Raw genomic sequence first — 25,340 nt, forward strand, 5'->3', positions numbered from 1 at the left:
GCACGGGCGCATCACCATGGCGGACACGTCTCTGTTCATCCTGACCGGCGCCTCGCGCGGGCTGGGCGCCGCGCTGGCCGAAGCGCTGCTGCAGCCGGGCCATCGCCTGGTCTGCGTGGCGCGCGGCGACAACCCGGCGCTGCGCGCCCAGGCCGAACGTGCCGGCGTGACGCTGGACTGGCACCAATGCGACCTCGCCGACGCGCGCGCCGCCGAAGCCTGGATGGCACGCACGCTGGCCGCCCTGCCCGAACACAAGCGGGTGGCGCTGGTGCTGAATGCCGGCGTGGTCGAGCCGATCGGCGCGATCCAGACGCTGCATGCCGATGCGCTGCTGCCGCACCTGCACCTGAACCTGGCCGGCCCGATGGCCATGACCGCCGCCCTGCTGCGCGGCACCGCCGGCTGGGGCGCGCAGCGCCGCATCCTGGCGGTGTCCTCGGGCGCGGCGCGCCGGCCCGTTGCCGGCTGGGCCGCGTACTGCGCCGGCAAGGCGGGCCTGGACATGTTCGTGCGCGCCATCAATGCCGAGGGCGACGCCAGCACGCGCGCCGTGGCGCTGGCCCCGGGCGTGCTCGACACCGACATGCAGCACACCATCCGCGGCACCGACTTCGCCGGCGTGCAGCGCTTCCGCGATCTACACGCGCACGGCGAGCTGGTCTCGCCGCAGGACGCCGCCCGGCGCATCGTCGCCTACCTCGCCCGGCCAGATTTCGGCGCGACCGAACTCGACGATCTGCGCAACATCGCCTGACACGACTCTCCCTACACAATCATCATGACCGAACCGAACACCCCGGCCGCATCCACTGGACAGGCGCAAGACGACAACCAGATCATGGCCGAGCGCCGCGAGAAGCTCGCCGCGCTGCGCCAGCAGGGCGTCGCCTATCCCAACGATTTCTGCCCGACCCACCACGCGGCCGACCTGCACACCCGCTACAGCGAGACCGACCAGCCCGCGCTGGAAGCGGCCAATGTCGAGGTCGCCCTCGCCGGGCGCATGATGCTCAAGCGCGTGATGGGCAAGGCCAGCTTCGCCACCGTGCAGGACGGCAGCGGCCAGATCCAGTTCTACATCACGCGCGACCGCGTGGGCGAAGACGTCTACGCCGCCTTCAAGCATTGGGACCTCGGCGACATCGTCGCCGCGCGCGGCGTGCTGTTCCGCACCAACAAGGGCGAGCTGTCGGTGCAGGTGCAGGAGTTGCGCCTGCTGTCGAAGTCGCTGCGTCCGCTGCCGGACAAGTTCCACGGCCTGGCCGACCAGGAAATGAAGTACCGCCAGCGCTACGTTGACCTGATCGTCTCGCCCGAGACGCGCAACACCTTCCGCGCCCGCACCAAGGCCATCGCCTCGCTGCGCCACCACATGAGCGATGCCGGCTTCATGGAAGTGGAAACGCCGATGCTGCACCCGATTCCGGGCGGCGCGGCGGCCAAGCCCTTCATCACGCACCACAACGCGCTGGACATGCAGATGTTCCTGCGCATCGCCCCGGAGCTGTACCTCAAGCGCCTGATCGTCGGCGGCTTCGAGCGCGTGTACGAGATCAACCGCAACTTCCGCAACGAGGGCGTGTCGCCACGGCACAACCCCGAGTTCACGATGATGGAGTTCTATGCAGCCTACACGGACTACCGCTGGCTGATGGACTACACCGAGAACTTGATCCGCCAGGCCGCCATCGACGCCACCGGCAGCGCCGCCCTCAACTACCAGGGCCGCGAGCTGGACCTGTCCAAGCCCTTCCACCGCCTGACCATCTGCCAGGCCATCCAGAAGTACGCGCCGCAGTACACCGACGCGCAACTGGCCGACGCCGACTTCCTGCGTGCCGAGCTCAAGAAGTTCAAGATCGACACCAACGCGCCGCAGTTCCTGAACGCCGGCGTGGGCACGCTGCAGCTCGTCCTGTTCGAAGAGACGGCCGAGTCGCAACTGTGGGAGCCGACCTTCATCGTCGACTACCCGGTCGAGGTGTCGCCGCTGGCACGCGGCTCGGACACGCTGCCCGGCATCACCGAGCGCTTCGAACTGTTCATCACCGGCCGCGAGATCGCCAACGGCTTCTCCGAGCTGAACGACCCCGAAGACCAGGCCGAACGCTTCCGCAAGCAGGTCGAACAGAAGGACGCCGGCGACGAGGAAGCCATGTTCTACGATGCCGACTACATCCGCGCGCTGGAATACGGCATGCCCCCGACCGGCGGCTGCGGCATCGGCATCGACCGCCTGGTGATGCTGCTGACCGACAGCCCCAACATCCGCGACGTGATCCTCTTCCCGCACCTGCGCCGCGAAGACTGATCGTTCCGGCGACGGCCCGCAAAGCGAAACGCCCCAGCAATGGGGCGTTTTTTATTGGGCGCGCCGGACAGCGCCCGCAAATCGCACACCGAACCCCGCCATTTGTAACATCCGCACCGCTTCACACTGTGTGCATGAAATACCTAAGTGACTGATCCACAAAGGGAAATTTACGCTACAGATGCTTACAAATTAAAACGGCATCGACCGGGGCGATCCACCACACTGTCAACATCGAAGGGCCAACGGACAACGGCCGCAGGAGAACGATGATGAACAACATGCAACCGAACACCCAGGGTCAACAGTACGCCGGCGCCTCGCCGGGCCAGGTGCCGCAGTCGCGCCGCATGCATCCGCTGGTCGCCACGGCGGCCGTCGCGGTGATCATCGCCAGCCTGACAGCGGTGGCGGCCATCACCGGCGTGCTGCCGATCTCGAAGGCCACGCAGGGCAGCACCGATCCGAACGTCGCCGCGCAGTCGTCGACCGCAACCGCTGCCTCCGCGCCAATGGCGCTGGCCGCCCCCGGCATGGCTGCCCCGAACCAGGCAACGCCGTATCCGGCCCAGCAGAACGTGGCGCCGGCACAGCCGCCGGTCCATCATCGCCAGCCGGCCTATGCGGAACGCACGCCCTCCCCGTCCACCAGCCCGAGCTACGCGCAAACGCAGCCGCGCGCATCGGCCAGCCCGTATGCCGGTCAGGTGACGTCGATCACGCCGATCACAACGCAAGGTAATGAAACCGGCCTAGGCGTGATCGGCGGTGCGGTGGTGGGTGGCCTGCTGGGTAACCAGGTCGGTAATGGCAACGGCCGCACACTGGCCACCGTGGCGGGCGCGCTGGGCGGCGGCTACGCCGGCCACGTGGCCGAGAACCACTACAACCGCGACACCCAGTATCGCGTGAACGTGCGCATGGACAACGGCTCGACCCGCAGCTTCACGTACAAGGCCGCGCCGGGCTTCCAGGTGGGCGACCGCGTGCACCTGGAGAACGGTGGCCTGGTGGCAGGCTGACCCGCCTCACCCGCCCCAACGAAAAACCGGCCCGAGGGCCGGTTTTTTCATGGGCGCAAGCCGCAGGGACGATCAGTCCGCCGCCTCGTCGATCCACGCCTGCTGGATCGCCTCGAGAAACTTCTCGCCGCCGCGCTTGTGGTCGTCGTCGAAGCCATCCAGGCTCACCACTTTGTTGTGCAGGTCGACGAAGTTCAGGCGCGTCGGGTCGACGTCCGGATACTGGTCATACAGCGCTTCGGCAATCTGCTGGATATCGTTCCATTTCATGTTGGGGCTCCCTCCACGATCCGCTACGCCAGCGGCGCGGCTCAGTGGGTTTCCTTGGCGTGGTTGATCGAATACTTGGGGATCTCGACGGTCAGGTCCTCGTCGGCGACCTTGGCCTGGCACGACAGGCGCGAGTTCGGCTCCAGGCCCCAGGCCTTGTCGAGCAGGTCCTCTTCCTTCTCGGTCGCTTCGCCCAGCGAGTCGAAGCCTTCGCGCACGATCACGTGGCAGGTAGTGCAGGCGCACGATTTCTCGCACGCATGCTCGATCTCGATATGCGCGCCCAGCAGCGCATCGCAGATGCTCGTACCCGGCTTGGCTTCGATCACGGCCCCTTCCGGGCAGTATTCGACGTGGGGAAGGACGACGATTTGTGGCATGAAAAACCCGTTCGATAAGTGAGTGAGGACAGACGGCCGCCGATCAGCCGAGCTCCTCGATGCGTTTGCCGGCCAGCGCCGCGCGGATGCCGCGGTCCATGCGGCGGGCGGCGAACTCGTCCGTGCCGTGCGACAGCGCGTCGACGGCATCCTTGATGGCGCGGTGATCCTCGCCCTGCATGGTGACGCGCAGCGCGGCGACCTGCGCGTCGACGGCGGCGCGCTCGTCGGCGGAAAGCAGGTCGCCGTCGGCGTCCAGCGCGTGCGACAGGGCCTCCAGCAGCCGCTCGCCTTCGACACGCTCCTCGGCCAGCGCGCGGCGGCGCATGTCTTCCTCGGCGGACTGGAAGCCCTCCTGCAGCATGCGCGCGATATCGTCATCGCCCAGGCCGTAGGACGGCTTGACCGCGATGGAGGCCTCCACGCCCGACACCGTCTCGCGCGCCGACACCGACAGCAGGCCGTCGGCATCCACCTGGTATGTCACGCGAATGCGCGCGGCGCCCGCCACCATCGGCGGGATGCCGCGCAGCTCGAAGCGCGCCAGCGAGCGGCAGTCGCCCGCCAGTTCGCGCTCGCCCTGCAGCACGTGGATCGCCATGGCGGTCTGGCCATCCTTGAAGGTGGTGAACTCCTGCGCGCGCGCGACCGGAATCGTGCTGTTGCGCGGGATGATCTTCTCGACCAGGCCGCCCATGGTCTCGACACCCAGCGACAGCGGGATCACGTCGAGCAGCAGCCAGTCGTCACCGGCCGCGCGGTTGCCGGCCAGCAAGCTGGCCTGCATGGCGGCGCCGATCGCCACCACCTGGTCCGGATCGAGGTTGGTCAGCGGCGCGCGGCCGAACAGCTGGGCGACGGCACGGCGGATCACCGGCATGCGGGTCGCGCCGCCCACCAGCACCACGCCCTGGATCTCATCGACCGTCACGCCGGCATCGCGCAGCGCGCGGCGCACCGGCGCCAGCGTTTTCTGCACGAGGTTGGCGGTCAGTTCGGCGAAGGTTTCGGCGGTCAGCACCAGGTGGACGGTCTCGCCGGTGGAGAGCACCGCGTCGACCTCCGTGCTGTCGGCGCCGGACAGCCATTCCTTGGCCGCGCGAGCCTTGTTCAGCAGCAGGCGCATGTCTTCGGCCGACAGCGGCTGCAGGCCGGCCTGCTCGACGATCCAGCAGGCGATGCGCTGGTCGAAATCGTCGCCGCCGAGCGCCGAGTCGCCGCCGGTCGACATCACCTCGAACACGCCCTTGGTGAGCTTGAGGACGGAGATGTCGAACGTGCCGCCGCCCAGGTCATAGACCGCGTAGACACCCTCGGCCGCGTTGTCGAGGCCGTAGGCGATGGCGGCGGCGGTCGGCTCGTTCAGCAGGCGCAGCACGTTCAGGCCGGCCAGCCTGGCGGCATCCTTGGTGGCCTGGCGCTGGGCATCGTCGAAGTACGCCGGCACGGTGATGACGGCGCCGACCAGGTCATCGCCCAGCGTGTCTTCCGCGCGCTGGCGCAGCGTGGCGAGGATCTCCGCCGACACCTCGACCGGGCTCTTCACGCCGGCCACGGTCTTGAGCTGCACCATGCCGGGCGCGTCGACGAAGTCGTACGGCGTGTTCTCGATGTGGGCCACGTCCTTGAGCCCGCGCCCCATGAAACGCTTGACCGAGACGATGGTGTTCTTCGGGTCGCGCACCGCCTCGACCTGGGCCTTGTAGCCGATCTGCGCGCCGCCGGCCGGCAGATAGCGCACCACCGAAGGCAGCAGCGGCCGGCCCTGCTCGTCGGGCAGCACTTCCGGCACGCTGCTGCGCACCGCGGCGACCAGCGAGTTGGTCGTGCCCAGGTCGATGCCGACCGCCAGGCGGCGCTGGTGCGGCGCGGGCGATTCGCCGGGTTCGGAAATCTGGAGTAAAGCCATGTCGAGTCTCGATTGCGCGGATGAGGCGGCCGGCCTTGGCAAACCCGACATTGTGTCATGGCCTGCGCGGTCGGCTGCCGCAACTGCAGGGGGTCTAGTCGTCCAGCCGGTCGATCGCCTCGGCGGTATCCCGCTCGATCTTTTCGATGAACATGAGCTGGCGCACGGCATCGGCCGCTGCCGCGTCGTGGCCGCCGCCATTCAGCAGCCCTGCCAGCGTCTGATAGCGGGCGCGCTTTTCCCCGCGCAGCATGGCCAGCAGGTCGTCCAGCGCGTCCAGGTCGCCGGCGGCCTTGGCATCGGCCAGCGACTCGCGCCATTCCAGCTGCTGCATCAGGAAGGCCGGCGGCATGGCCGTGTTGTTCTCGGCCTGCACGTCGACGCCGCGCAGGTGCAGCAGATAGGTCGCCCGCTTGAGCGGATCGCGCAGGGTCTGGTAGGCCTCGTTGGCGCGCGTGGCCCATTGCATGGCGACGCGGCGTTCGGCATCGCTGGCATGCGCATGGCGGTCCGGGTGCGCCTGCGATTGCACGGTGCGGTACGCGGCGTTCAGCGCGCCGTCGTCGACCTCGAAATGCTCGGGCAGGCCGAACAGGGAAAAGTGCGTATCGCTCGCGGAATTCATGAATAAAAAAAGCGGCCGCGCCGCCTTGCTGCTTACCGACCCGTCTTGCCCGGTCACTCGACCGGTTCGCCCCGGTCGCACTTCAGGCACTCCACCACCTCGCCGATCCTGCCGGCGCGCCCCGCTTCCGTCTGCGTCCAGGGCCGCGACTGCCATGGCGGGTCGTGGCGCATGTGCTGCCCGTGCCCGCAAGCGAGACGGGCGACCCAGTGGCCTTCCTCGTCCCGCTCGAATCCGACAATCGCCTGTTTCAACGTACCCGGCGGCTTACACGCGGAACGACTCGCCGCAGCCGCACTCGTCCTTCACGTTCGGGTTGTTGAAGCGGAAACCCTCGTTGAGCCCTTCGCGCGCGTAGTCCAGCTCGGTGCCGTCGATGTACGGCAGGCTCTTCGGATCGACGATCACCTTGACGCCGTTGGACTCGAAGACGTTGTCTTCGGCGGCAATCTCGTCCGCGTATTCCAGCTTGTATGCCAGGCCGGAGCAGCCGGTGGTCTTCACGCCCACGCGCAGCCCCACGCCCTTGCCGCGGCGGGCAAGGTAGCGGGTGACGTGCTGCGCGGCCTTTTCGGTCAGGGTGATCATCGTGTTCCTTCGGGTCGGTCCGGCTTCAGGCAGCCTTCTGTTCGGCGGTGCCGTGCTTTTCCTTGTAGTCAGCCACGGCCGCCTTGATGGCGTCCTCGGCCAGGATCGAGCAGTGGATCTTCACCGGCGGCAGCGCCAGCTCTTCGGCGATCTGCGTGTTGCGGATCTCCAGCGCTTGATCCAGCGTCTTGCCCTTGACCCACTCGGTCACCAGCGACGACGAAGCGATGGCCGAGCCGCAGCCGTAGGTCTTGAACTTCGCGTCCTCGATCACGCCCTGCTCGTTGACCTTGATCTGCAGCTTCATCACGTCGCCGCACGCCGGCGCGCCGACCATGCCGGTGCCGACCGTGTCGTCGCCCTTCTCGAAGGCGCCGACGTTGCGGGGGTTTTCGTAGTGGTCCAGAACCTTGCTGCTGTAAGACATTTCACACCTCTTTCAATCGTTGGCTGGCGCGGTGCGCCGTTACCCGTCAAACGCCGCGCTCAGTGCGCCGCCCATTGAATGCTGTTCAGATCCACGCCGTCCTTGTACATCTCCCACAGCGGGGACAGGTCGCGCAGCTTGCCGATCTTGCTCTTGAGCAGCTCGACCACGTAGTCGACTTCCTGCTCGGTGGTGAAGCGGCCGACCGTGAAGCGAATCGAACTGTGGGCCAGTTCGTCGTTGCGGCCCAGGGCGCGCAGCACGTAGGACGGTTCCAGCGATGCCGACGTGCACGCGGAGCCCGACGACACGGCGACATCCTTGATCGCCATGATCAGCGACTCGCCTTCGACGAAGTTGAAGCTGATGTTGAGGTTGTGCGGCACGCGGCGCTCCATGTCGCCGTTGACGTAGACCTCTTCCATTGCGGTCAGGCCGCGGTGCAGGCGATCGCGCAGCATGCGGATGCGCTCGTTCTCGGTGGCCATTTCTTCACGCGCGATGCGGAAGGCCTCGCCCATGCCGACGATCTGGTGCGTCGGCAGCGTGCCCGAGCGCATGCCGCGCTCGTGGCCGCCGCCGTGCATCTGCGCTTCGACGCGGATGCGCGGCTTGCGGCGCACGTACAGCGCGCCGATACCCTTCGGGCCATACGTCTTGTGCGCCGAGAAGGACATCAGGTCGACCTTCAGCTTCTGCAGGTCGAGCTCCACCTTGCCGGTCGCCTGCGCGGCGTCGACGTGGAAGATGATGCCCTTGTCGCGGCAGATCTCGCCGATCTGCTCGATGTCCTGGATCACGCCGATCTCGTTGTTGACCGACATCACCGAGGCCAGGATGGTGTCCGGGCGCAGCGCCTGCTTGAACTGCTCGATGTCGATCAGGCCGTTTTCCTGCACGTCAAGGTAGGTCACCTCGAAGCCCTGGCGCTCCAACTCGCGCGCCGTATCGAGCACGGCCTTGTGCTCGGTCTTGACGGTGATGATGTGCTTGCCCTTGCTGCCGTAGAAGTTGGCCGCACCCTTGAGCGCCAGGTTGTCGGACTCGGTCGCGCCGGACGTCCACACGATCTCGCGCGGGTCGGCATTGACCAGCGCCGCCACCTGTTCCCGCGCGGTTTCGACGGCCTTTTCCGCTTCCCAGCCGAACGCGTGGCTGCGCGACGCCGGATTGCCGAACTGCTCGCGCAGGTACGGAATCATCTTGTCGACCACGCGCGGATCCACCGGCGTCGTCGCGGAATAGTCCATGTAGATGGGGAGATGTGGGGTACTCATTATCGGATCTGCCTTGTGTGGGGGCGATATTCTCGTATGGACCGGCGCCGTGGCGCCCGGTCGTCATGCCGTCGCGATCGTACTCATGATTGCGCCAGGCTGAAAACGGAGTTGACCAGCGGCGCGCGCTTGACCGGCTCGGCGGCCACCGGCTCGGCCAGCGGCGCCTCCGCGGCACGGGCGCGTGCCGGAGCGCGGTCGCGCCGGGCGGGGCGCGCATCGCGCATATCCTGCAGCACTTCCGGCTGGCGTTCGCGCTGCTGGTCGACCAGGTTCTGCAGCGACACCGAATCGAGGTATTCGACCATCTTCTGGTTCAGCGTCGCCCACAGGTCGTGCGTCATGCAGCGGCCCGAGTGCTCCTCGCCGCCGCAGTTGCCCTTGCCGCCGCACTGGGTGGCGTCGAGCGGCTCGTCCACGGCGATGATGATGTCGGCGACGGTGACGTCGTCGGCACGGCGCGCCAGGCTATAGCCGCCGCCCGGACCGCGCACGCTCTCCACGATCTCGTGGCGGCGCAGCTTGCCGAACAGTTGCTCCAGATACGACAGCGAAATCTTCTGGCGCTGGCTGATCCCGGCCAGCGTGACCGGACCCTGCTCCTGGCGCAGCGCCAAGTCAATCATGGCGGTGACCGCGAAGCGGCCTTTGGTGGTCAATCTCATGATGTCGGGGAATACCTGATCGTTTTGCTCAAGTATAAAGGAACCCGACAAAATCAGTCAACTAAGGTGTCGGGAAATTTCCGCGCTGCAGCAGTGGGCTTTCTGCCTGCCGGGCAGCAGGCGGCGTCGCGCGAAGGCCGTATTGTGGCGCAAAACAATCAACCACATCCGATAGGGGTATCGCCCGGTGCACCGAGGCGCCTCGCCGCCGGCCGCGGGCGGCCGGACCAAGGGTTTTCCTTATGCGCCGCACAACGCAAATCCATTGACTTTCAGGACGCCGCCGCCGAGACTCATAGATACGCAAACGTTTGCGAGCGACGCGGCGCGATTGCCCTTTATGATGTCGGGACAACGACGACCGCGCCTCACCCCCTGCCCAGACAGGCACTCCTGGAGGAGACACCATGGATTCCAGCCGACGCCGCGCCCTGCGACTCAGCGCGGGCTCCGCACTCGCCCTTGCCTTGCCCTTTCCGTTCGCCGCGTCGCGTGCCGCCAACCGGCCGCCCAAGATCGCGCTGGTGATGAAATCGCTGGCCAACGAGTTCTTCCTGACCATGGAGAACGGCGCGCGGGCCCACCAGAAGACGCACGCATCGGAATACACGCTGCTGGCCAACGGCATCCGCGACGAAACCGACACCGGCGGGCAGATCCGCCTGATCGAGCAGATGATCGTGGCGCGCGTCGATGCGCTGGTGCTGGCGCCGGCCGACTCGAAGGCGCTGGTGCCGGTGGTCAGGAAGGCGGTCGATGCAGGCATCCTGGTCGTCAACATCGACAACCGGCTCGACCCGGAAACGCTCAGAGACAAGGGCCTGAACGTGCCGTTCGTCGGCCCCGACAACCGCAAGGGTGCACGCCTGGTGGGCGAGTTCGTCGCCAGGTCGCTCAAGCCGGGCGATGCGATCGGCATCATCGAGGGCATCCCGACCACCACCAACGCCCAGCAGCGCACGGCGGGCTTCCGGGATGCCGTGCAGGCCGCGGGGCTCAGGATCGTCAGCGTGCAATCGGGCGAGTGGGAAATCGACAAGGGCAACAAGGTGGCCGCCGCGATGCTGCGCGCCCAGCCCGACATCAAGGCCCTGCTGTGCGGCAACGACAACATGGCGATCGGCGCGGTATCGGCCGTGCGCGCCGCGGGCAAGACCGGCAGGGTCCTGATCGGCGGCTATGACGACATTGCCGCCATCAAGGCCATGCTGGCCGACGGCCGCGTCGCGGCGACCGCCGACCAGCACGCCGGCCAGCAAGCGGTGTACGGCATCCAGACCGCGCTCAAGGCCCTAGCGGCGAAAACACCGCAGGCGCAGCTGGGCGGGGTGATCGAAACACCGGTCAACCTGGTCACCCGCACCTGAACCGGGCCTGCCAGCCGCCGCCAGCAATGCCCGCCATGACCACCGTCCCCGCACCGCGCACACCGCTGCTGCGGGCGTCCGCCCTCAGCAAGCACTACGCCGCGCCTGTGCTGCGCGATGTCGATCTCGACGTCTACGCGGGCGAGGTGCTGGCCTTGACCGGCGAGAACGGCGCGGGCAAGAGCACCCTGTCCAAGATCCTGTGCGGACTGGAAACGCCGGCCTCCGGGTCGATGTCGCTGGCCGGGCGCCTGTTCGCGCCCGCCTCGCGCTGCGACGCCGAGACCCTCGGCGTGCGCATGGTGCTGCAAGAGCTGAACATGGTGCCCACGCTGACGGTGGCCGAGAACCTCTTCCTCGGCAACCTGCCGCGCCGCCGGGGCTGGATCGACCGCCCCGCGCTGCAGCGCCAGGCGGAACAGGCGCTGGCGCGGATCGGACTCGACCTGGACCCCCGCCTGCCCGTGCACCGGCTCGGTATCGGGCACCGGCAGATGATCGAGATCGCCCGCGCGCTGGCCAGCGCCTGCCGGGTCCTGGTGCTCGACGAGCCGACTGCCATGCTCAGCGCGCACGAGAGCGCGACCCTGTTCGCCCGCATCGATGCGCTGCGCCGCGACGGCGTGGCCGTCGTCTACATCTCGCACCGGCTCGACGAGCTGGCGCGCATCGCCGACCGCATCGTCGTGCTGCGCGACGGCCGGCTGATCACCGATGCGCCCGCCGCCACGCTCACGCAGGACGCGCTGATCCGGGCCATGGTCGGACGCGAGCTGGCCGCGGACACCGGCGGAGAGCGCCCGGCCCGCGCGCCGCGACCGCCCGATACCGCGCCGACCCTGCGCGTGACCGGCCTGACCCGGGCACCCGCGGTGCACGATGTGTCGTTTGCCGTGGCGCCGGGCGAGATCTTCGGCATTGCCGGGCTGGTCGGCGCCGGACGCACCGAGCTGCTGCGGCTCATCTTCGGGGCGGACCGTGCGGACGGCGGCACCATCGAGACCGGAACGCCGCTGGCGCCACGGCGCATCCGCGCGCCGGGCGATGCGGTGCGCCATGGCATCGGCCTGCTCACCGAAGACCGCAAGGACGAAGGCCTGCTGCTCGGCCTGCCGATCGCCGCCAACATCGCCCTGGGCAACATGACCGGCGCGGCACGGCGCGGCTGGCTGCAGCCGGCGCGCGAGCGGGCGCAGGCGCGGCGCCACATCGAGGCGCTGCGCATCCGCTGCGCGGGGCCGGAGCAGGCGGTCGGCGAGCTGTCCGGTGGCAACCAGCAGAAGGTGGCGATCGCCCGCTGGCTGGAGCGCGACGCTCCGGTGCTGCTGTTCGACGAGCCCACGCGCGGCGTCGACGTGGGCGCCAAATTCGACATCTACGCCATGCTCGAAGGGCTGGCCGCGCAGGGCAAGGCCCTGGTGGTGGTCTCCAGCGACCTGCGCGAGCTGATGCAGGTCTGCGACCGCATCGGCGTGATGCGCGCGGGGCGGCTGACGCAGATCTTCCGCCGCGACAGCTGGAGCCGGGATGCCCTGCTTGCCGCCGCCTTCGGCGAATGTCCCCCGCCGTCCTCCACGTCCGCCCCGGAGACCGCCGATGCGTTCTGATTCCGCCCTGCCCCCCGCCGGCTCGCCCGGCCCGTCCGAGAGCCCGGAGGCGGCAGCCGGGACCGCCACGCGCGCCGGCCGCGGCGCGCTGGGCATGTCGCTCGGGGCCATCGGCGGCCTGCTGGCGGCGCTGGCCGCGATGCTGGTCCTGTTCAGCCTGCTGTCGGACACCTTCTTCACGGTGCCGACCTTCACCACCATCGCCAACGAGATCCCCGACCTGCTCGTGATGGCGGTGGGCATGACCTTCGTGCTGATGATCGGCGGCATCGACCTGTCGGTGGGCTCGGTGCTGGCGCTGTCGGCGTCGATGCTGTCCATCGCCATGACCCGGTTCGGCTGGGGCCTGGCGCCGGCGGCCCTGCTGGGCGTGCTGGCGGCCACCGCGGCCGGCGCCCTGACCGGCACGGTGACGGTGCGCTGGGGCATTCCGTCGTTCATCGTCTCGCTGGGCGTGCTGGAAATGGCGCGTGGCCTGGCCTACAGCCTGACCGATTCGCGCACCGTCTACCTCGGTGCCGCGGTGGACTGGCTGGCCACCCCGATCGCGCTGGGCATCGCGCCGTCGTTCCTGATCGCGATCGCCATCACCGTGATCGGCCAGGTCGTGCTGGTGCGCACCGTGTTCGGCCGCTACCTGGTCGCCATCGGCACCAACGAGGAGGCGGTGCGGCTGGCGGGCGTCAATCCGCATCCGTACAAGATCGCCGTGTTTGCGCTGATGGGATGGCTGTCGGGGCTGGCGGCGCTGTTCCAGGTGTCGCGGCTGGAAGCGGCCGACCCCAACGCGGGGGGCGGCATGGAGCTGCAGGTGATCGCCGCCGTGGTGATCGGCGGCACCAGCCTCATGGGCGGACGCGGGTCGGTGGCCCGCACGCTGTTCGGCGTCCTCATCATTTCTGTGCTCGAAGCCGGCCTCGCGCAGATCGGCGCTTCGGAGCCGACCAAACGGATCATCACGGGCGCGGTCATCGTCGCGGCCGTGGTCATGGATACCTATCGAACCCGGACCAACCGGGTCACTACACGCCAATAAAGACACAGGGAGCTTCAACATGGCCACTATCAAGGACGTTGCCGCATTAGCCGGGGTGTCATTCACCACCGTCTCGCATGTCATCAACAACACACGGCCGGTCAACTCGGAAACGCGCAAGCGCGTGGAAGAGGCCATCCGCGCCACGCGCTATGTACCCAGCGCCGTAGCGCGCTCGCTCAAGCACCGCACCACGCGCACCATCGGCGTGCTGGTGCCGACCGCCACCAACCCCTACTTCGCCGAACTGGCGCGCGGCATCGAAGACGTGTGCGCCGCGGCCGGCTACAGCGTCATCCTGTGCAACTCCGATGACGACCCCCGCAAGCAGCGCGACTACCTGCGCGTGCTGATGGAGAAGCGCGTCGACGGCCTCATCGTCAGCAGCGCCGGACCGGACAACGCGCTGCTCGATGCACTGGGCGAATCCGCGCTGCCCGTGGTGATGGTGGACCGTCCCACCGAGGGCATCCTGGCCGACCAGGTGCAGATCGACCATGAGGAAGGCGCCTACCTGGCGACCCGGCATCTGCTCGAGCTCGGGCACCGCCGCATTGCCTGCATCAGCGGACCGTCGACGCTGAGCGTGACCGCCGGGCGGCTGGCGGGCTTTCACCGGGCGCTGCGCGAAGCCGGCGTGCCCGAGCACGCCGCGCGCGTGGCCGAAGGCGACTTCACCAGCCCCGGCGGCTACCGCGCCGCGCGCGAACTGCTGACCACCGGCGAGACGCCCACCGCCATCTTCGCCAGCAACGACCTGATGGGCATCGGCGCGCTGCGTGCGGCCGCCGAGCTGGGCATCGCGGTGCCGAAGGAACTGTCCATCATCGGCTTCGACGACATCGAGCTGAGCCGCTATGTCTATCCGGCGCTGTCCACGGTGGGCCAGTCGATCCGGCAACTGGGCGAGACCACGGCCTCAACCCTGCTCGAGCACCTGACCGATCACGCCGCGCGGCATCACCACGAGATCCCCGACGCGCCGCGCCGCATCGTGCTGCCGCCGCGCCTGTCGCTGCGCGAGTCGACCGCCGAGCCCGCACGCCCCGCGCGCGCGGCCTAAACTCCAGTCAACAGAAACCGCAACCCTTTGCCCACCATGGTGGCCAAGCGTTCCGTTCTCTCCTCGGCCGCTGCCGACGTGCTGGTCGTCGGCAGCCTCAACATGGATCTCGTGATCCGCACCCCTTGTTTGCCCCGTCCGGGGCAAACGGTTGCCGCGCCGGCGCTGGAAACCATCCCCGGCGGCAAAGGCGCCAACCAGGCCGTGGCCTCGGCGCGCCTGGGCAGCCGCGTCGCCATGCTCGGCTGCGTGGGCGACGACCCCCACGGCATGGCCCTGCGCGAAGGCCTGCTGCGGGAAGGCGTCGATACCGCGATGGTGACCGCGCATGCGGGCGCGCCCACGGGCATCGCCTGCGTGACGGTGGCCGACAACGGTCAGAACACCATCGTGATCGTGGCCGGCGCCAACCGGCAGCTGACCCCGGCGATGATCGACGCACAGCGGGCCGCCTTCGAGCGGGCCAAGGTCATCGTCTGCCAGTTGGAATCGCCGCCGGACGCGGTGGAGCGCGCGCTGCTGCTCGGGCAGCGGCTGGGCAAGACCGTCATCCTGAACCCGGCGCCCGCCGCCGGTCCGCTGCCGACGCCGTGGCTCGCCGCCTGCGACTACCTGATCCCCAACGAGACCGAAGCCGCGCTGCTGACGGCGCGGCGGGTGGATTCGCCCGAAGCGGCACTGAACGCCGCCGCCGATCTGCATGCGCAGGGCGCGCGCCACGTCATCGTCACGCTGGGCGCGCGCGGCGTCGCCTACGTGGATGCGACCACCCGCCTGCTGATGCCCGCCCATCCCGCGCAGGCCATCGACACCACCGCGGCCGGCGATACCTTCGTCGGCGCGCTGGCCACGGCGCTGGCGGAGGGCGCGGCGCCGGTCGAGGCGATCCAGTTCGGCCTGGCCGCGGCCGCGGTGTCGGTCACGCGGCTGGGTGCGCAGCCCTCGATTCCGTTCCGCAGCGAACTGGCCTCACCGGTGCAATAGTGCGGACCGCCCCCCTCGGGGGCGGTTCAGGCCGGCGTGCCGGCAGTGGGCGGGGCCGGCTCGGTCGGCGCGCGCGGCACCAGCAGGCACAGCGGATCGCGCAGGATGCGCCGCCACACCGCCCCGGTGATGCGCCGGCGGTCCAGGCCGCGCAGGTTGCGCGAGCGCATCGCCATGTTGAATGCCAGGGCAAACGACACCAGCACGTTGAGCACGCCCATCAGCGCGATGCCGGCCACCGCCAGCCAGAAGGCGGCCGTGTGCATCACGCCCGCGCCCAGCACGCCGACGGCGGTGGCCACCGCGCCAGTGGACAGCGTCACGTGGCGCACCTCCATGTGCGGCCCGAAGAACGACAGGATCTCGGGCCCCAGCCCCAGCATGAAGCCGAGCGAGACGTTGGCCACCACGCCCGACAGGTTGCGCTTCCAGAAATCGGCGATGCGCTGCGCGCCGCGCGCGCCGACCATGAAACGCAGGCGCCGGTGATGAGCGATCACGTCGTGCACGCGATGCAGCGCGAACCAGTTGTCGGCCCAGCCCGCCGCCAAGCTGGACAGCCACAGCAGCACGCCGGTGAAGACCGCATACAGCGGCGTCGGCCCGAGGACCGAGAAGGATTCGATGGTGGCCGCGGCCTTGGCCGGCGAGATCAGGTCGGCATGGAAGACCCGCCCCGCCACCCACTGCACCAGGAAAGCCACCGGCGCCACGGCCACCAGGTTGCCGGCGATGGCCGCCGCGTTGGAGCGGATCATCGCCACGGTATCGTCGACGAAGCGCGCAAGCCCCTCGGGGCGGCCGACCTGGTCGAGCCGGTGCGCCAGCGCGGGCGCCGTCATGGCCGGCTGCTTGGTGGCCAGCGTGAAGTGCGCGAAGTGGATGCCCAGAAAGCTGGCCGCATAGTTGATCGAGGCGAACAGCCCTTCGGTGAACCGCGTCAGGTGCGCGCCGGTGATGAAGAACTTGAGGTAGACCGTGGCCGCCGTGATCGCGCCGCCGCCGGCCGCCGCCTTGACCATCGCGGCGTACTCCTTGCGGTCGCGCGTGATGTAGTGCTCACCGGTCTCGGCCGAGCGCTCCACCACCTTGCGCGCCAGGTCGGCGAAGGTCGCGCGCACCAGGTAGCCCACGCTGCGGCGATGCTGGCTGGCCGACACCAGCTCGGCCGTCAGGTGCACGAAACGGCGCGAGGCCCGCGTATCGGCCCAGGCCGTCAGCAGCAGGTCGATGCGGCCGAGCCAGGCCTTCATGCGCTCCACCTGGAACACCACCTCGACCGACACGCCGTTCTCGTCGAGATGCTGGTACACGCTGGCGGTGGCGGCGCGGCACTGGTCGAGCCACGCGCGGAAGGTGTTCAGGCGCTGCGCCAGGCGCTCCGGCCCCGCCGCGAGCGCCGCATCCGGCGGCGCGAGAAAGAGGGCGTCGGCAACCTCGGCCAGCCGGTAGAACGGCGAATCGGAGACGTCCGCGTGGTCCATGCGGGTGCGGATGGCGTGCGACAGGCCCGCCGCCCGCACCTGGCTCACCAGGATCCCGATGCCGACCGACAGACTGCGCTCCAGGCGGACGACCGCGCCGGCGCCCTCGTCCGCGTCATCCGCGCCGACCTGGAACAGCGCGGCGATGCGCGCCACGAGCTCATCGTCCAGATCGTCGATCCATTGCGCGTCGTGCTCGCCGATGAACAGCAGCGTGAACAACGCGGCCAGCTGCGGCTGGTTGGGCGCGGGCGGCAGCACGCGCGCCTGCAGGCGATCGACCAGCTCGCCCCAGAAGCCCGCGCGCGACGACAGCCCGGTATCGCACAGCAGCGATACCGGATCGTTGTCCCGCACGATCGAGCGCAGCGTCCGTCCCACACGCTCGGCCAGGGCCGGGTTGTTGTCCAGCACCTGCAGCAGGTAGCGCAGCCGCGCATAGCGCCACGATTCCGAGGTGGCGCCGGCCGGCCGGTCAGCGCGGCGCAGCCAGTAGGCCAGCTCGATCAGCCATGCATTGCGCTCGGCCAGGCCGCGGGCCGGATCGAACTGCGCGAGGATGGCATCCAGCTGGTGGCTGGCATGCCGGGAAGCGCGCCACTTGCGCCACGGGTTGAGCAAGTAATCGAACATCGGACTCCCTTGATGGCCGCCGCGCCGGCCGGACCGGACGCGACGGCGCCCCGGGGCACGCAAGACGCGGCGCCAGGGACATCGATGGATGTGGGCTGCGGCGGCACCCACCCCTGCCGGGGCAAGGGCGGGCGGCACCGCAGAACGGGATGGCCGGCTCAGGCCGCCGGCACGATATGGTCTTCGCCGCTGGCCCCGAAGACCTGCGACTTGAGCTTGGCCAACTGGTCGCGCACCGCGGCCGCCTTCTCGAATTCCAGGTTCTTGGCGTGGTCGAGCATCTGCTTTTCGAGACGCTTGATTTCCTTGCCGACCTGCTTCTCGCTCATGTCTTCGTACTTGGCGGCATCCTGCGCGGCCTTCAGCTCCGCGCGCGCATCGTCGACGTTGTACACGCCGTCAATGATGTCCTTGATGCGCTTGACCACGCCGCGCGGCGTGATGCCATGGGCCTCGTTGTGGGCGATCTGCTTGGCGCGTCGCCGCTCGGTCTCGCCAATGGCCTTCTTCATCGACTCGGTGATGCGATCCCCATAGAGGATGGCGGTGCCGTTGACGTTGCGCGCGGCGCGGCCGATGGTCTGGATCAGCGAGCGCTCGGCGCGCAGGAAGCCTTCCTTGTCGGCGTCGAGGATGGCCACCAGCGACACCTCGGGAATGTCCAGCCCCTCGCGCAGCAGGTTGATGCCGACCAGCACGTCGAAGGTGCCCAGCCGCAGGTCGCGGATGATCTCCACGCGCTCGACCGTGTCGATGTCCGAGTGCAGGTAGCGGACCTTGACGCCGTTTTCCGACAGGAACTCGGTCAGCTGCTCGGCCATGCGCTTGGTGAGCGTGGTGACCAGCACGCGCTCGCCGGCCTTGACGCGCTCGTGGATCTCCGACAGCAGGTCGTCCACCTGCGTGGTGGCCGGCCGCACGTGGATGATCGGATCGACCAGGCCCGTGGGCCGCACCACCTGCTCGACCACCTCGTCGCCGGCGCGCTGCTTCTCGTAATCGGCCGGCGTGGCGGACACGAAAACCACCTGCCGCATCTTGCCCTCGAACTCGGCAAACTTCAGCGGCCGGTTGTCCAGCGCGGACGGCAGGCGGAAGCCATACGCGGACAGCGTCTCCTTGCGCGCGCGGTCGCCGTTGTACATGCCGTTGAGCTGGCCGATCAGCACGTGCGACTCGTCCAGGAACATCAGCGCGTCGGACGGCAGGTAGTCGACCAGGGTCGGGGGCGGCTCGCCCGGCTGGGCGCCGGACAGGTGCCGCGAATAGTTCTCGATGCCCTTGCAGAAGCCCAGCTCCTGCAGCATCTCCAGGTCGAAGCGCGTGCGCTGCTCCAGGCGCTGCGCCTCGACCAGCTTGTTCTCCTGGTAGAAGAAATCCAGCCGCTCGCGCAACTCGGCCTTGATGGTCCCGATGGCGCGCAGCACGGTCTCGCGCGGCGTCACGTAGTGGCTCGACGGGTACACCGTGAAGCGCAGGATCTTCTGCCGCACGCGCCCGGTGAGCGGATCGAACAGCTGCAGCGAATCGACCTCGTCGTCGAACAGCTCCAGCCGCACCGCCATCTCGGCGTGCTCGGCGGGAAAGATGTCGACGGTGTCGCCGCGCACGCGGAAGGTGCCGCGCTGGAAGTCCGTCTCGTTGCGCGTGTACTGCATGGCGATCAGGCGCGCGATCACGTCGCGCTGGCTGATCTTGTCGCCAGTGCGCAGCGTCAGGATCATCTGGTGGTATTCGGTCGGGTTGCCGATGCCGTAGATGGCCGACACGGTCGCCACGATCACCACGTCGCGGCGCTCCAGCAGGCTCTTGGTGGCCGACAGCCGCATCTGCTCGATATGCTCGTTGACCGACGAGTCTTTCTCGATGAACAGGTCGCGCTGCGGCACGTACGCTTCCGGCTGGTAGTAGTCGTAGTACGAGACGAAGTACTCGACCGCATTGCGCGGGAAGAACTCGCGGAACTCCGAATACAGTTGCGCCGCCAACGTCTTGTTGGGCGCGAACACGATCGCGGGCCGCCCCGCCTGTGCGATCACGTTGGCCATCGTGTAGGTCTTGCCCGAGCCCGTCACGCCCAGCAGCGTCTGGTACGACAGGCCGTCACCGATACCCTCGACCAGTTGGCGGATCGCCTCGGGCTGGTCGCCGGCGGGCGGATACGGCTGATACAGCTGGAACGGCGAGCCGTCGAATGTGACGAACTTCGACTCGTCGTACGGGCTGGGGACTTGGCTGAGGTCGGTCATGGCGGCTTGGGGGTGGGCGCGGACAGTCGTTGAAGTGACTCGCACGCCCCTGACACATGGGGACGGCGGCGGCGATTGCAACCGATCGTGTAGTGTAGCGCGCCGCTCCGGCGGCCGTTTGTACCGCACCGGCACGCATTTTTCGCCGCTGTTCCGCACGGATTTTTCGGGCGGCGGCAGCGTGCATTCGGTACAATCACGCGCTGTGCCGCCCGTGCATCTGGCGCCGGCAGCCCTGCCGGCCGCTTGCGGTGCGCAGCCTGCTGCATCCCACCGAATTCCGAACCAACCGAACGTCATCGAACGTCAACACATCATGTCGCTTTTTTCCGCCGTCGAGCTGGCCCCGCGCGACCCCATCCTGGGGCTGAATGAAGCTTTCAACGCCGATGCCCGCAGCACCAAAGTCAACCTGGGCGTGGGCGTGTACTTCACCGACGAAGGAAAAATCCCGGTACTGCGCGCCGTGCAGGAAGCCGAGAAGGCCCGCCTGGCCATGGCCGCGCCGCGCGGCTACCTGCCGATCGAAGGCATCGCCGCCTACGACCAGGCCGTGCAGAAGCTGCTGTTCGGCGCCGATTCGCCGCTGCTGGCCGAAGGCCGCGTGGTGACGGCCCAGGCACTGGGCGGCACCGGCGCACTGAAGATCGGCGCCGATTTCCTCAAACGCCTGTACCCGGACGCCAAGGTCGCCATCTCCGACCCGAGCTGGGAAAACCACCGCGCGCTGTTCGAGGCCGCCGGCTTCCCGGTCGTGAACTACCCGTACTACGACGCCCCGACGCACGGCCTGAACTTCGCCGCCATGCTCGAAGCGCTCAACGGCTACGCGCCCAACACCATCGTCGTGCTGCACGCCTGCTGCCACAACCCGACCGGCGTGGACCTGACCACCGAGCAGTGGAAGCAGGTGGTCGAAGTCATCAAGGCCAAGCAGCTGATCCCGTTCCTCGACATGGCCTACCAGGGCTTCGCCGACGGCATCGCCCAGGACGGCTTGGCCGTGAGCCTGTTCGCCGAATCGGGCCTGCAGTTCTTCGTGTCGAGCTCGTTCTCCAAGTCGTTCTCGCTGTACGGCGAGCGCGTCGGCGCGCTGTCGATCGTCACCACCAGCAAGGACGAGGCAGCCCGCGTGATGTCGCAGGTCAAGCGCGTGATCCGCACCAACTACTCCAACCCGCCGACGCACGGCGGCACGGTGGTCGCCAGCGTGCTGACCAGCCCCGAACTGCGCGCGATGTGGGAGCAGGAACTGGGCGAGATGCGCGACCGCATCAAGTCGATGCGCCACGCGCTGGTCGACAAGCTGGCCGCCAAGGGCGTGAAGACCGACTTCTCGTTCGTGAAGGCGCAGCGCGGCATGTTCTCGTATTCGGGCCTGTCCGCCGCCCAGGTGGACCGCCTGCGCAACGAGCACGGCATCTACGCGGTGTCGACCGGCCGCATCTGCGTGGCCGCGCTGAACTCGCACAACATCGACGCCGTGGTCAACGCCATCGCCGAAGTGCTCTGAGCGGAACATCTTGCCTGGCCAGCCTAGGCAAACTCGACAAAAAAGCGGCTCCGGCCGCTTTTTTGCTGCTTATCGACTGACTGACACGGCTGCATCATGTGGACCGCGTCACAATCTTTATCAGGGTTTCTGCTGCATCGCAGTATGCTGTACCCAGGTGCATAATCAGCAGAATCGTTTGCGTCGTCTTTCGCCACAACGGACCGGTCCAGCCATGCTTTACCAGCTTCACGAATTCCAGCGCGCCATGCTCAGCCCGATGACGGCCTGGGCCCAGGCGACCGCCAAGACCTTCACCAATCCGCTGAGCCCGCTGTCGCTGCTGCCCGGCGCGCAGCGCTACGCCGCGGGCTACGAACTGCTGTACCGGCTCGGCAAGGAATACGAGAAGCCGGAATTCAACATCCGCTCGGTCAGGTCGAACGGCCGCGACATTCCCATCGTCGAGCAGACCATCATCGAGAAGCCGTTCTGCCGCCTGGTCCGCTTCAAGCGCTATGCCGACGATGCGGAAACCATCCGCATGCTCAAGGACGAGCCGGTCGTCCTGGTGTGCGCGCCGCTGTCCGGCCACCACTCGACGCTGCTGCGCGACACGGTGCGCACGCTGCTGCAGGATCACAAGGTCTATGTGACGGACTGGCTCGACGCACGCATGGTGCCGGTCGGGGCGGGCCCCTTCCACCTGTCCGACTACATCGCCTACATCCGCGAATTCATCGCGCACATCGGTGCCGACAAGCTGCATGTGATCTCGGTGTGCCAGCCGACCGTGCCGGTGCTGGCGGCCATCTCGCTGATGGCATCGGACGGCGAGAAGACGCCGCTGACCATGACGATGATGGGTGGCCCGATCGACGCCCGCAAGAGCCCGACCGCCGTCAACTCGCTGGCGACCAACAAGTCGCACGCATGGTTCGAGAACAATGTGATCTACACCGTGCCGGCCAACTATCCGGGACACGGCCGCCGCGTCTACCCCGGCTTCCTGCAGCACGCCGGCTTCGTGGCGATGAATCCCGACCGCCACGTCTCGTCGCATTACGACTACTACCTGAGCCTGGTCGAGGGCGACAAGGAAGACGCCGAAGCCCACGTGCGCTTCTACGACGAGTACAACGCCGTGCTGGACATGGCGGCCGAGTATTACCTGGACACCATCCGCGACGTGTTCCAGGAATTCCACCTGGCCAACGGCACCTGGGTGGTGGATGGCAAGCCGGTGCGCCCGCAGGACATCAAGGGCACCGCGCTGTTCACCATCGAGGGCGAACTGGACGACATCTCGGGCAGCGGCCAGACCGAGGCGGCGCACGACTTGTGCAGCAGCATCCCGAAGACGCGCAAGCAGCACCTGACCGCGTCCAACTGCGGCCATTACGGCATCTTCTCGGGTCGGCGCTGGCGCGAGTTCGTGTATCCGCAGCTGCGCGACTTCATCCGCCGCTACGACAGCAGCACGCGCATCAAGGCGGTCGCCTGATCGCCGTGCCTGCACGAAAAAAAGCCTCGCTTATCGCGAGGCTTTTTCTTTGGGCTGGCGCCCATCTCAAACCCTGGGATGCTCGAGATACGCGAGCAGCATCCGGATATGCAGCTGGGCGAAAGCTTCATGCTCTTCCGCCGAGGCCACATCGCGCCCGACCACCGCGCTGATCGTGTAGCGGTTGGACAGCACGTAGTAGCCCAGCGCCGAAATCGTCAGGTACAGCCGCGACACGTCGACATCCTCGCGGAACAGATCGGCGCGCTGACCGCGCTCGACCACCCCGCGCAGCACCTCGATGATCGGATTGACCAGTTGGCCCAGGTGCGGCGACGCCTTCAGGTGCCGCGCCTCGTGCAGATTCTCGCTGTTGAGCAGGCGGATGAACTCGGGATTCTCGTAATAGAAGTCCCAGACGAAGCGGGCCAGCTGGATCACGGCCTCGCGCGGATCGGCCGCCTCGATCTGCACGCGCTCCTCGGCCTCCTTGAAGCGGAAGTACATGTGCTCGAGCACCGCCAGGAAGAGCTTTTCCTTGCTGCCGTAGTAGTAGTACAGCATGCGCTCGTTGATCTCGGCCCTGCGGGCGATGGCATCGACCCGGGCCCCGGCGAAACCGCCGCGCGAGAACTCCTCGGTGGCGGCCGCCAGGATGCGGCGGCGCGTACCGGCCGGATCGCGACGTGCGCGCGGTGTGCCGGTATCGCCCTGGACGGCATCGGCGGGCGAATCGACGTCTGTGAGCGGCACGGCGGGAGAAGACGGCATGGCACGGCGATCCGTTGGAACCGATTGATTATGTCACACGCCCGAACCGACTTCGCCGGCGGGCCGGTCGGGACATGCACGCCTTGCACGCGCGTCAAATCGGCGATAATGACCTGCTATTCCAACGACTTGTCCCATCGTGGTTTCCTTGGCCCCGTCCCTGGCCGACCGGCTCGAAGACCTGCTGCCGCAGACGCAATGCACCAAGTGCGGCTACAACGGCTGCCGCCCCTACGCCGAAGCCATGGCGCGCGGCGAAGCGCTGCCCAACCGCTGCCCGCCGGGCGGCGCGGAAGGCATCCGGCGCCTGTCCGAGGCGCTCGGGCGCACCGGCCCGCTGCTCGCGCTGGACTCTGCGCACGGCGTCGAGCAGCCGCGCGCCCTGGCGCTCATCGATCCGGAGCGCTGCATCGGCTGCACGCTGTGCATCCAGGCCTGCCCTGTCGATGCCATCGTGGGCGCGCCCAAGGCGATGCACGTGGTCCTGGAGGACTGGTGCACCGGCTGCGACCTCTGCGTCGCGCCCTGCCCGGTCGACTGCATCGACATGGTGCCCGCGACCGGCGAGCGCACCGGCTGGAACGCCTGGAACCAGGCGCAGGCCGACAAGGCGCGCGAGCGCTACACCTTCCGCAACGCACGCCTGGCCCGCGAGAAGGCCGAGAACGAAGCGCGCCTGGCCGAGAAGGCCGCCGCCAAGCTGGCCGCCGTCAGCGCCGAGCAGCCCGCCGACGAGGCCGAGCGCGCCGCCCAGGCCCGCAAGCAGGCGATCATCCAGGCCGCCATCGAGCGCGCCCGCCAGAAGCAGGCGGAGATGGCCGCGCGCGGGCAAGGTCCGCGCAACGTCACCAACGTCCCGGCCGATGTGCAGGCCCAGATCGACGAGGCCGAGGCGCGCCGCAAGCGCATCGCCGACCTCAGCAAGCCGCCCTCGGACAAGCCCTGACCTCCCCTCTCCCCACGATCGTCCCTCGATGAACCCAGCCAAGCGCCGCGCCCTCTTCGAAACGCTCCGCGAACACAACCCGACACCGACCACCGAGCTGGAATACACCACGCCGTTCGAACTGCTGATCGCCGTGCTGCTGTCGGCCCAGGCGACCGACGTGGGCGTGAACAAGGCCACGCGCAAGCTGTTTCCGGTGGCCGATACGCCGGCCAAGATGCTGGCGCTGGGCGAGGAAGGCCTGACCGCCTACATCAAGACCATCGGCCTGTACCGCACCAAGTGCAAGCACATCCTGCAGACCTGCCGCATCCTGCTCGACCAGTACGGCGGCCAGGTCCCGCGCGACCGCGCCGCGCTGGAAGCCTTACCGGGCGTGGGCCGCAAGACCGCCAACGTGGTGCTGAACACGGCCTTCGGCGAGCCGACCATTGCGGTCGACACGCACATCTTCCGCGTCGCCAACCGCACCGGGCTGGCGCCGGGCAAGAACGTCCTGGAAGTCGAGCTGAAGCTGCTGAAGGTGGTACCGGAGGAGTTCCGCCAGGATGCGCACCACTGGCTGATCCTGCACGGGCGCTACGTGTGCAGGGCGCGCAAGCCCGAATGCTGGCACTGCGCGATCGAGCCGCTATGCGAGTTCAGGCCGAAGACGCCGGCGCCGAAAGAATGAAAAACGGGGGACCCAGGGTCCCCCGCTGCACGTCTGCTTCTGCGTGTTGCCTGC

24 protein-coding genes are annotated in these 25,340 nt (G+C 68.2%); 12 read left to right on the forward strand and 12 right to left on the reverse strand.

The genetic code is table 11. The features are described from left to right. Positions 1–16: 16 nt before the first annotated feature. From GO999_RS11355 to GO999_RS11365, 3 genes are all read left to right on the forward strand, one after another. Positions 17–757, forward strand: a complete 741-nt coding sequence (locus tag GO999_RS11355; protein ID WP_020831556.1) for an SDR family oxidoreductase — start codon at positions 17–19, stop codon at positions 755–757. A gap of 24 nt (positions 758–781) precedes the next feature. Then, on the forward strand, positions 782–2,314 hold the full coding sequence (lysS, locus tag GO999_RS11360; RefSeq protein WP_016723273.1) for a lysine--tRNA ligase: 1,533 nt from the start codon (positions 782–784) through the stop codon (positions 2,312–2,314). A gap of 269 nt (positions 2,315–2,583) precedes the next feature. Further along, on the forward strand, positions 2,584–3,336 hold the full coding sequence (locus tag GO999_RS11365) for a glycine zipper 2TM domain-containing protein (protein ID WP_011000979.1): 753 nt from the start codon (positions 2,584–2,586) through the stop codon (positions 3,334–3,336). A 72-nt stretch (positions 3,337–3,408) separates the two neighbouring features. On the opposite strand, the gene iscX is transcribed toward GO999_RS11365, so the two are convergent. The 9 genes from iscX to iscR form a co-directional block, all read right to left on the reverse strand. Further along, complete coding sequence (gene iscX / locus GO999_RS11370; protein WP_011000978.1) at positions 3,409–3,606, reverse strand: Fe-S cluster assembly protein IscX; 198 nt, start codon at positions 3,604–3,606, stop codon at positions 3,409–3,411. A gap of 41 nt (positions 3,607–3,647) precedes the next feature. Further along, positions 3,648–3,986, reverse strand: coding sequence for an ISC system 2Fe-2S type ferredoxin (gene fdx / locus GO999_RS11375; protein WP_011000977.1), 339 nt, complete (start codon positions 3,984–3,986; stop codon positions 3,648–3,650). Between the two features lie 43 nt (positions 3,987–4,029). Then, positions 4,030–5,895 (reverse strand): Fe-S protein assembly chaperone HscA, encoded by a 1,866-nt coding sequence (gene hscA, locus GO999_RS11380; protein WP_016725725.1) that lies wholly within the window; start codon positions 5,893–5,895, stop codon positions 4,030–4,032. A gap of 94 nt (positions 5,896–5,989) precedes the next feature. Continuing rightward, on the reverse strand, positions 5,990–6,520 hold the full coding sequence (gene hscB / locus GO999_RS11385; protein ID WP_016723278.1) for a Fe-S protein assembly co-chaperone HscB: 531 nt from the start codon (positions 6,518–6,520) through the stop codon (positions 5,990–5,992). 53 nt (positions 6,521–6,573) lie between these two features. Further along, positions 6,574–6,774: a DUF3565 domain-containing protein gene (locus tag GO999_RS11390; protein WP_011000974.1), complete on the reverse strand. Its 201-nt coding sequence runs from the start codon at positions 6,772–6,774 to the stop codon at positions 6,574–6,576. A 13-nt stretch (positions 6,775–6,787) separates the two neighbouring features. Next, a complete protein-coding gene (gene iscA, locus GO999_RS11395) occupies positions 6,788–7,108 on the reverse strand; it encodes an iron-sulfur cluster assembly protein IscA (protein ID WP_011000973.1) in 321 nt (106 codons plus the stop codon). Positions 7,109–7,133: 25 nt separating this feature from the next. Then, positions 7,134–7,535: a Fe-S cluster assembly scaffold IscU gene (gene iscU / locus GO999_RS11400; protein ID WP_011000972.1), complete on the reverse strand. Its 402-nt coding sequence runs from the start codon at positions 7,533–7,535 to the stop codon at positions 7,134–7,136. 59 nt (positions 7,536–7,594) lie between these two features. After that, positions 7,595–8,812: an IscS subfamily cysteine desulfurase gene (locus tag GO999_RS11405; RefSeq protein WP_043897674.1), complete on the reverse strand. Its 1,218-nt coding sequence runs from the start codon at positions 8,810–8,812 to the stop codon at positions 7,595–7,597. Positions 8,813–8,895: 83 nt separating this feature from the next. After that, positions 8,896–9,477 carry a Fe-S cluster assembly transcriptional regulator IscR gene (gene iscR, locus GO999_RS11410; RefSeq protein ID WP_011000970.1) on the reverse strand — a complete coding sequence of 194 codons (582 nt, stop codon included), beginning with the start codon at positions 9,475–9,477 and terminating at the stop codon, positions 8,896–8,898. A gap of 407 nt (positions 9,478–9,884) precedes the next feature. On the opposite strand from iscR, the gene GO999_RS11415 reads away from it, so the two are divergent. The 5 genes from GO999_RS11415 to rbsK are packed head-to-tail and all read left to right on the forward strand — an operon-like array spanning position 9,885 to position 15,534. Further along, positions 9,885–10,844, forward strand: a complete 960-nt coding sequence (locus GO999_RS11415; protein ID WP_197343132.1) for a sugar ABC transporter substrate-binding protein — start codon at positions 9,885–9,887, stop codon at positions 10,842–10,844. Between the two features lie 35 nt (positions 10,845–10,879). Beyond that, a complete protein-coding gene (locus GO999_RS11420) occupies positions 10,880–12,451 on the forward strand; it encodes a sugar ABC transporter ATP-binding protein (protein ID WP_211906232.1) in 1,572 nt (523 codons plus the stop codon). After that, positions 12,441–13,487 (forward strand): ABC transporter permease, encoded by a 1,047-nt coding sequence (locus GO999_RS11425; protein WP_020831548.1) that lies wholly within the window; start codon positions 12,441–12,443, stop codon positions 13,485–13,487. The genes GO999_RS11420 and GO999_RS11425 overlap by 11 nt, the downstream gene beginning before the upstream one ends. Positions 13,488–13,506: 19 nt before the next feature. Further along, on the forward strand, positions 13,507–14,550 hold the full coding sequence (locus GO999_RS11430) for a LacI family DNA-binding transcriptional regulator (protein WP_011000966.1): 1,044 nt from the start codon (positions 13,507–13,509) through the stop codon (positions 14,548–14,550). Positions 14,551–14,586: 36 nt separating this feature from the next. Then, entirely contained in the window at positions 14,587–15,534 is a 948-nt protein-coding gene (gene rbsK, locus GO999_RS11435) for a ribokinase (RefSeq protein WP_011000965.1), read from the forward strand. A gap of 26 nt (positions 15,535–15,560) precedes the next feature. Here rbsK and GO999_RS11440 read toward each other — a convergent pair whose 3' ends face one another. Then, positions 15,561–17,651 (reverse strand): site-specific recombinase, encoded by a 2,091-nt coding sequence (locus GO999_RS11440; protein ID WP_111374571.1) that lies wholly within the window; start codon positions 17,649–17,651, stop codon positions 15,561–15,563. A gap of 158 nt (positions 17,652–17,809) precedes the next feature. Continuing rightward, on the reverse strand, positions 17,810–19,900 hold the full coding sequence (gene uvrB / locus GO999_RS11445) for an excinuclease ABC subunit UvrB (RefSeq protein ID WP_011000963.1): 2,091 nt from the start codon (positions 19,898–19,900) through the stop codon (positions 17,810–17,812). 316 nt (positions 19,901–20,216) lie between these two features. On the opposite strand from uvrB, the gene GO999_RS11450 reads away from it, so the two are divergent. Both GO999_RS11450 and GO999_RS11455 read left to right on the forward strand, forming a co-directional pair. Next, positions 20,217–21,413 (forward strand): amino acid aminotransferase, encoded by a 1,197-nt coding sequence (locus GO999_RS11450; RefSeq protein ID WP_011000962.1) that lies wholly within the window; start codon positions 20,217–20,219, stop codon positions 21,411–21,413. 214 nt (positions 21,414–21,627) lie between these two features. Continuing rightward, positions 21,628–22,896: a polyhydroxyalkanoate depolymerase gene (locus tag GO999_RS11455; RefSeq protein WP_011000960.1), complete on the forward strand. Its 1,269-nt coding sequence runs from the start codon at positions 21,628–21,630 to the stop codon at positions 22,894–22,896. Between the two features lie 66 nt (positions 22,897–22,962). Here the strand turns inward: GO999_RS11455 and GO999_RS11460 are convergent, their stop codons facing one another. Continuing rightward, entirely contained in the window at positions 22,963–23,667 is a 705-nt protein-coding gene (locus tag GO999_RS11460; protein ID WP_071014836.1) for a TetR/AcrR family transcriptional regulator, read from the reverse strand. A 139-nt stretch (positions 23,668–23,806) separates the two neighbouring features. Between GO999_RS11460 and rsxB the strand changes: the two genes are divergently transcribed. Both rsxB and nth read left to right on the forward strand, forming a co-directional pair. Next, a complete protein-coding gene (gene rsxB / locus GO999_RS11465; RefSeq protein ID WP_211906233.1) occupies positions 23,807–24,613 on the forward strand; it encodes an electron transport complex subunit RsxB in 807 nt (268 codons plus the stop codon). 28 nt (positions 24,614–24,641) lie between these two features. Continuing rightward, complete coding sequence (gene nth, locus GO999_RS11470) at positions 24,642–25,286, forward strand: endonuclease III (protein WP_011000957.1); 645 nt, start codon at positions 24,642–24,644, stop codon at positions 25,284–25,286. Positions 25,287–25,340 lie beyond the last annotated feature (54 nt).

The organism is Ralstonia nicotianae (assembly GCF_018243235.1).
In the GTDB taxonomy this organism is placed as follows: Bacteria; Pseudomonadota; Gammaproteobacteria; order Burkholderiales; family Burkholderiaceae; genus Ralstonia; species Ralstonia nicotianae.

What these genes read in the sequence shown, in the direction of transcription:
- GO999_RS11355 (WP_020831556.1), top strand. Translation starts at nt 17, where the DNA reads ATGGCGGACACGTCTCTGTTCATCCTGACCGGCGCCTCGCGCGGGCTG.
- lysS (WP_016723273.1), top strand. Translation starts at nt 782, where the DNA reads ATGACCGAACCGAACACCCCGGCCGCATCCACTGGACAGGCGCAAGAC.
- GO999_RS11365 (WP_011000979.1), top strand. Translation starts at nt 2,584, where the DNA reads ATGATGAACAACATGCAACCGAACACCCAGGGTCAACAGTACGCCGGC.
- iscX (WP_011000978.1), bottom strand. Translation starts at nt 3,606, where the DNA reads ATGAAATGGAACGATATCCAGCAGATTGCCGAAGCGCTGTATGACCAG.
- fdx (WP_011000977.1), bottom strand. Translation starts at nt 3,986, where the DNA reads ATGCCACAAATCGTCGTCCTTCCCCACGTCGAATACTGCCCGGAAGGG.
- hscA (WP_016725725.1), bottom strand. Translation starts at nt 5,895, where the DNA reads ATGGCTTTACTCCAGATTTCCGAACCCGGCGAATCGCCCGCGCCGCAC.
- hscB (WP_016723278.1), bottom strand. Translation starts at nt 6,520, where the DNA reads ATGAATTCCGCGAGCGATACGCACTTTTCCCTGTTCGGCCTGCCCGAG.
- iscA (WP_011000973.1), bottom strand. Translation starts at nt 7,108, where the DNA reads ATGATCACCCTGACCGAAAAGGCCGCGCAGCACGTCACCCGCTACCTT.
- iscU (WP_011000972.1), bottom strand. Translation starts at nt 7,535, where the DNA reads ATGTCTTACAGCAGCAAGGTTCTGGACCACTACGAAAACCCCCGCAAC.
- GO999_RS11405 (WP_043897674.1), bottom strand. Translation starts at nt 8,812, where the DNA reads ATGAGTACCCCACATCTCCCCATCTACATGGACTATTCCGCGACGACG.
- iscR (WP_011000970.1), bottom strand. Translation starts at nt 9,477, where the DNA reads ATGAGATTGACCACCAAAGGCCGCTTCGCGGTCACCGCCATGATTGAC.
- GO999_RS11415 (WP_197343132.1), top strand. Translation starts at nt 9,885, where the DNA reads ATGGATTCCAGCCGACGCCGCGCCCTGCGACTCAGCGCGGGCTCCGCA.
- GO999_RS11420 (WP_211906232.1), top strand. Translation starts at nt 10,880, where the DNA reads ATGACCACCGTCCCCGCACCGCGCACACCGCTGCTGCGGGCGTCCGCC.
- GO999_RS11425 (WP_020831548.1), top strand. Translation starts at nt 12,441, where the DNA reads ATGCGTTCTGATTCCGCCCTGCCCCCCGCCGGCTCGCCCGGCCCGTCC.
- GO999_RS11430 (WP_011000966.1), top strand. Translation starts at nt 13,507, where the DNA reads ATGGCCACTATCAAGGACGTTGCCGCATTAGCCGGGGTGTCATTCACC.
- rbsK (WP_011000965.1), top strand. Translation starts at nt 14,587, where the DNA reads ATGGTGGCCAAGCGTTCCGTTCTCTCCTCGGCCGCTGCCGACGTGCTG.
- GO999_RS11440 (WP_111374571.1), bottom strand. Translation starts at nt 17,651, where the DNA reads ATGTTCGATTACTTGCTCAACCCGTGGCGCAAGTGGCGCGCTTCCCGG.
- uvrB (WP_011000963.1), bottom strand. Translation starts at nt 19,900, where the DNA reads ATGACCGACCTCAGCCAAGTCCCCAGCCCGTACGACGAGTCGAAGTTC.
- GO999_RS11450 (WP_011000962.1), top strand. Translation starts at nt 20,217, where the DNA reads ATGTCGCTTTTTTCCGCCGTCGAGCTGGCCCCGCGCGACCCCATCCTG.
- GO999_RS11455 (WP_011000960.1), top strand. Translation starts at nt 21,628, where the DNA reads ATGCTTTACCAGCTTCACGAATTCCAGCGCGCCATGCTCAGCCCGATG.
- GO999_RS11460 (WP_071014836.1), bottom strand. Translation starts at nt 23,667, where the DNA reads ATGCCGTCTTCTCCCGCCGTGCCGCTCACAGACGTCGATTCGCCCGCC.
- nth (WP_011000957.1), top strand. Translation starts at nt 24,642, where the DNA reads ATGAACCCAGCCAAGCGCCGCGCCCTCTTCGAAACGCTCCGCGAACAC.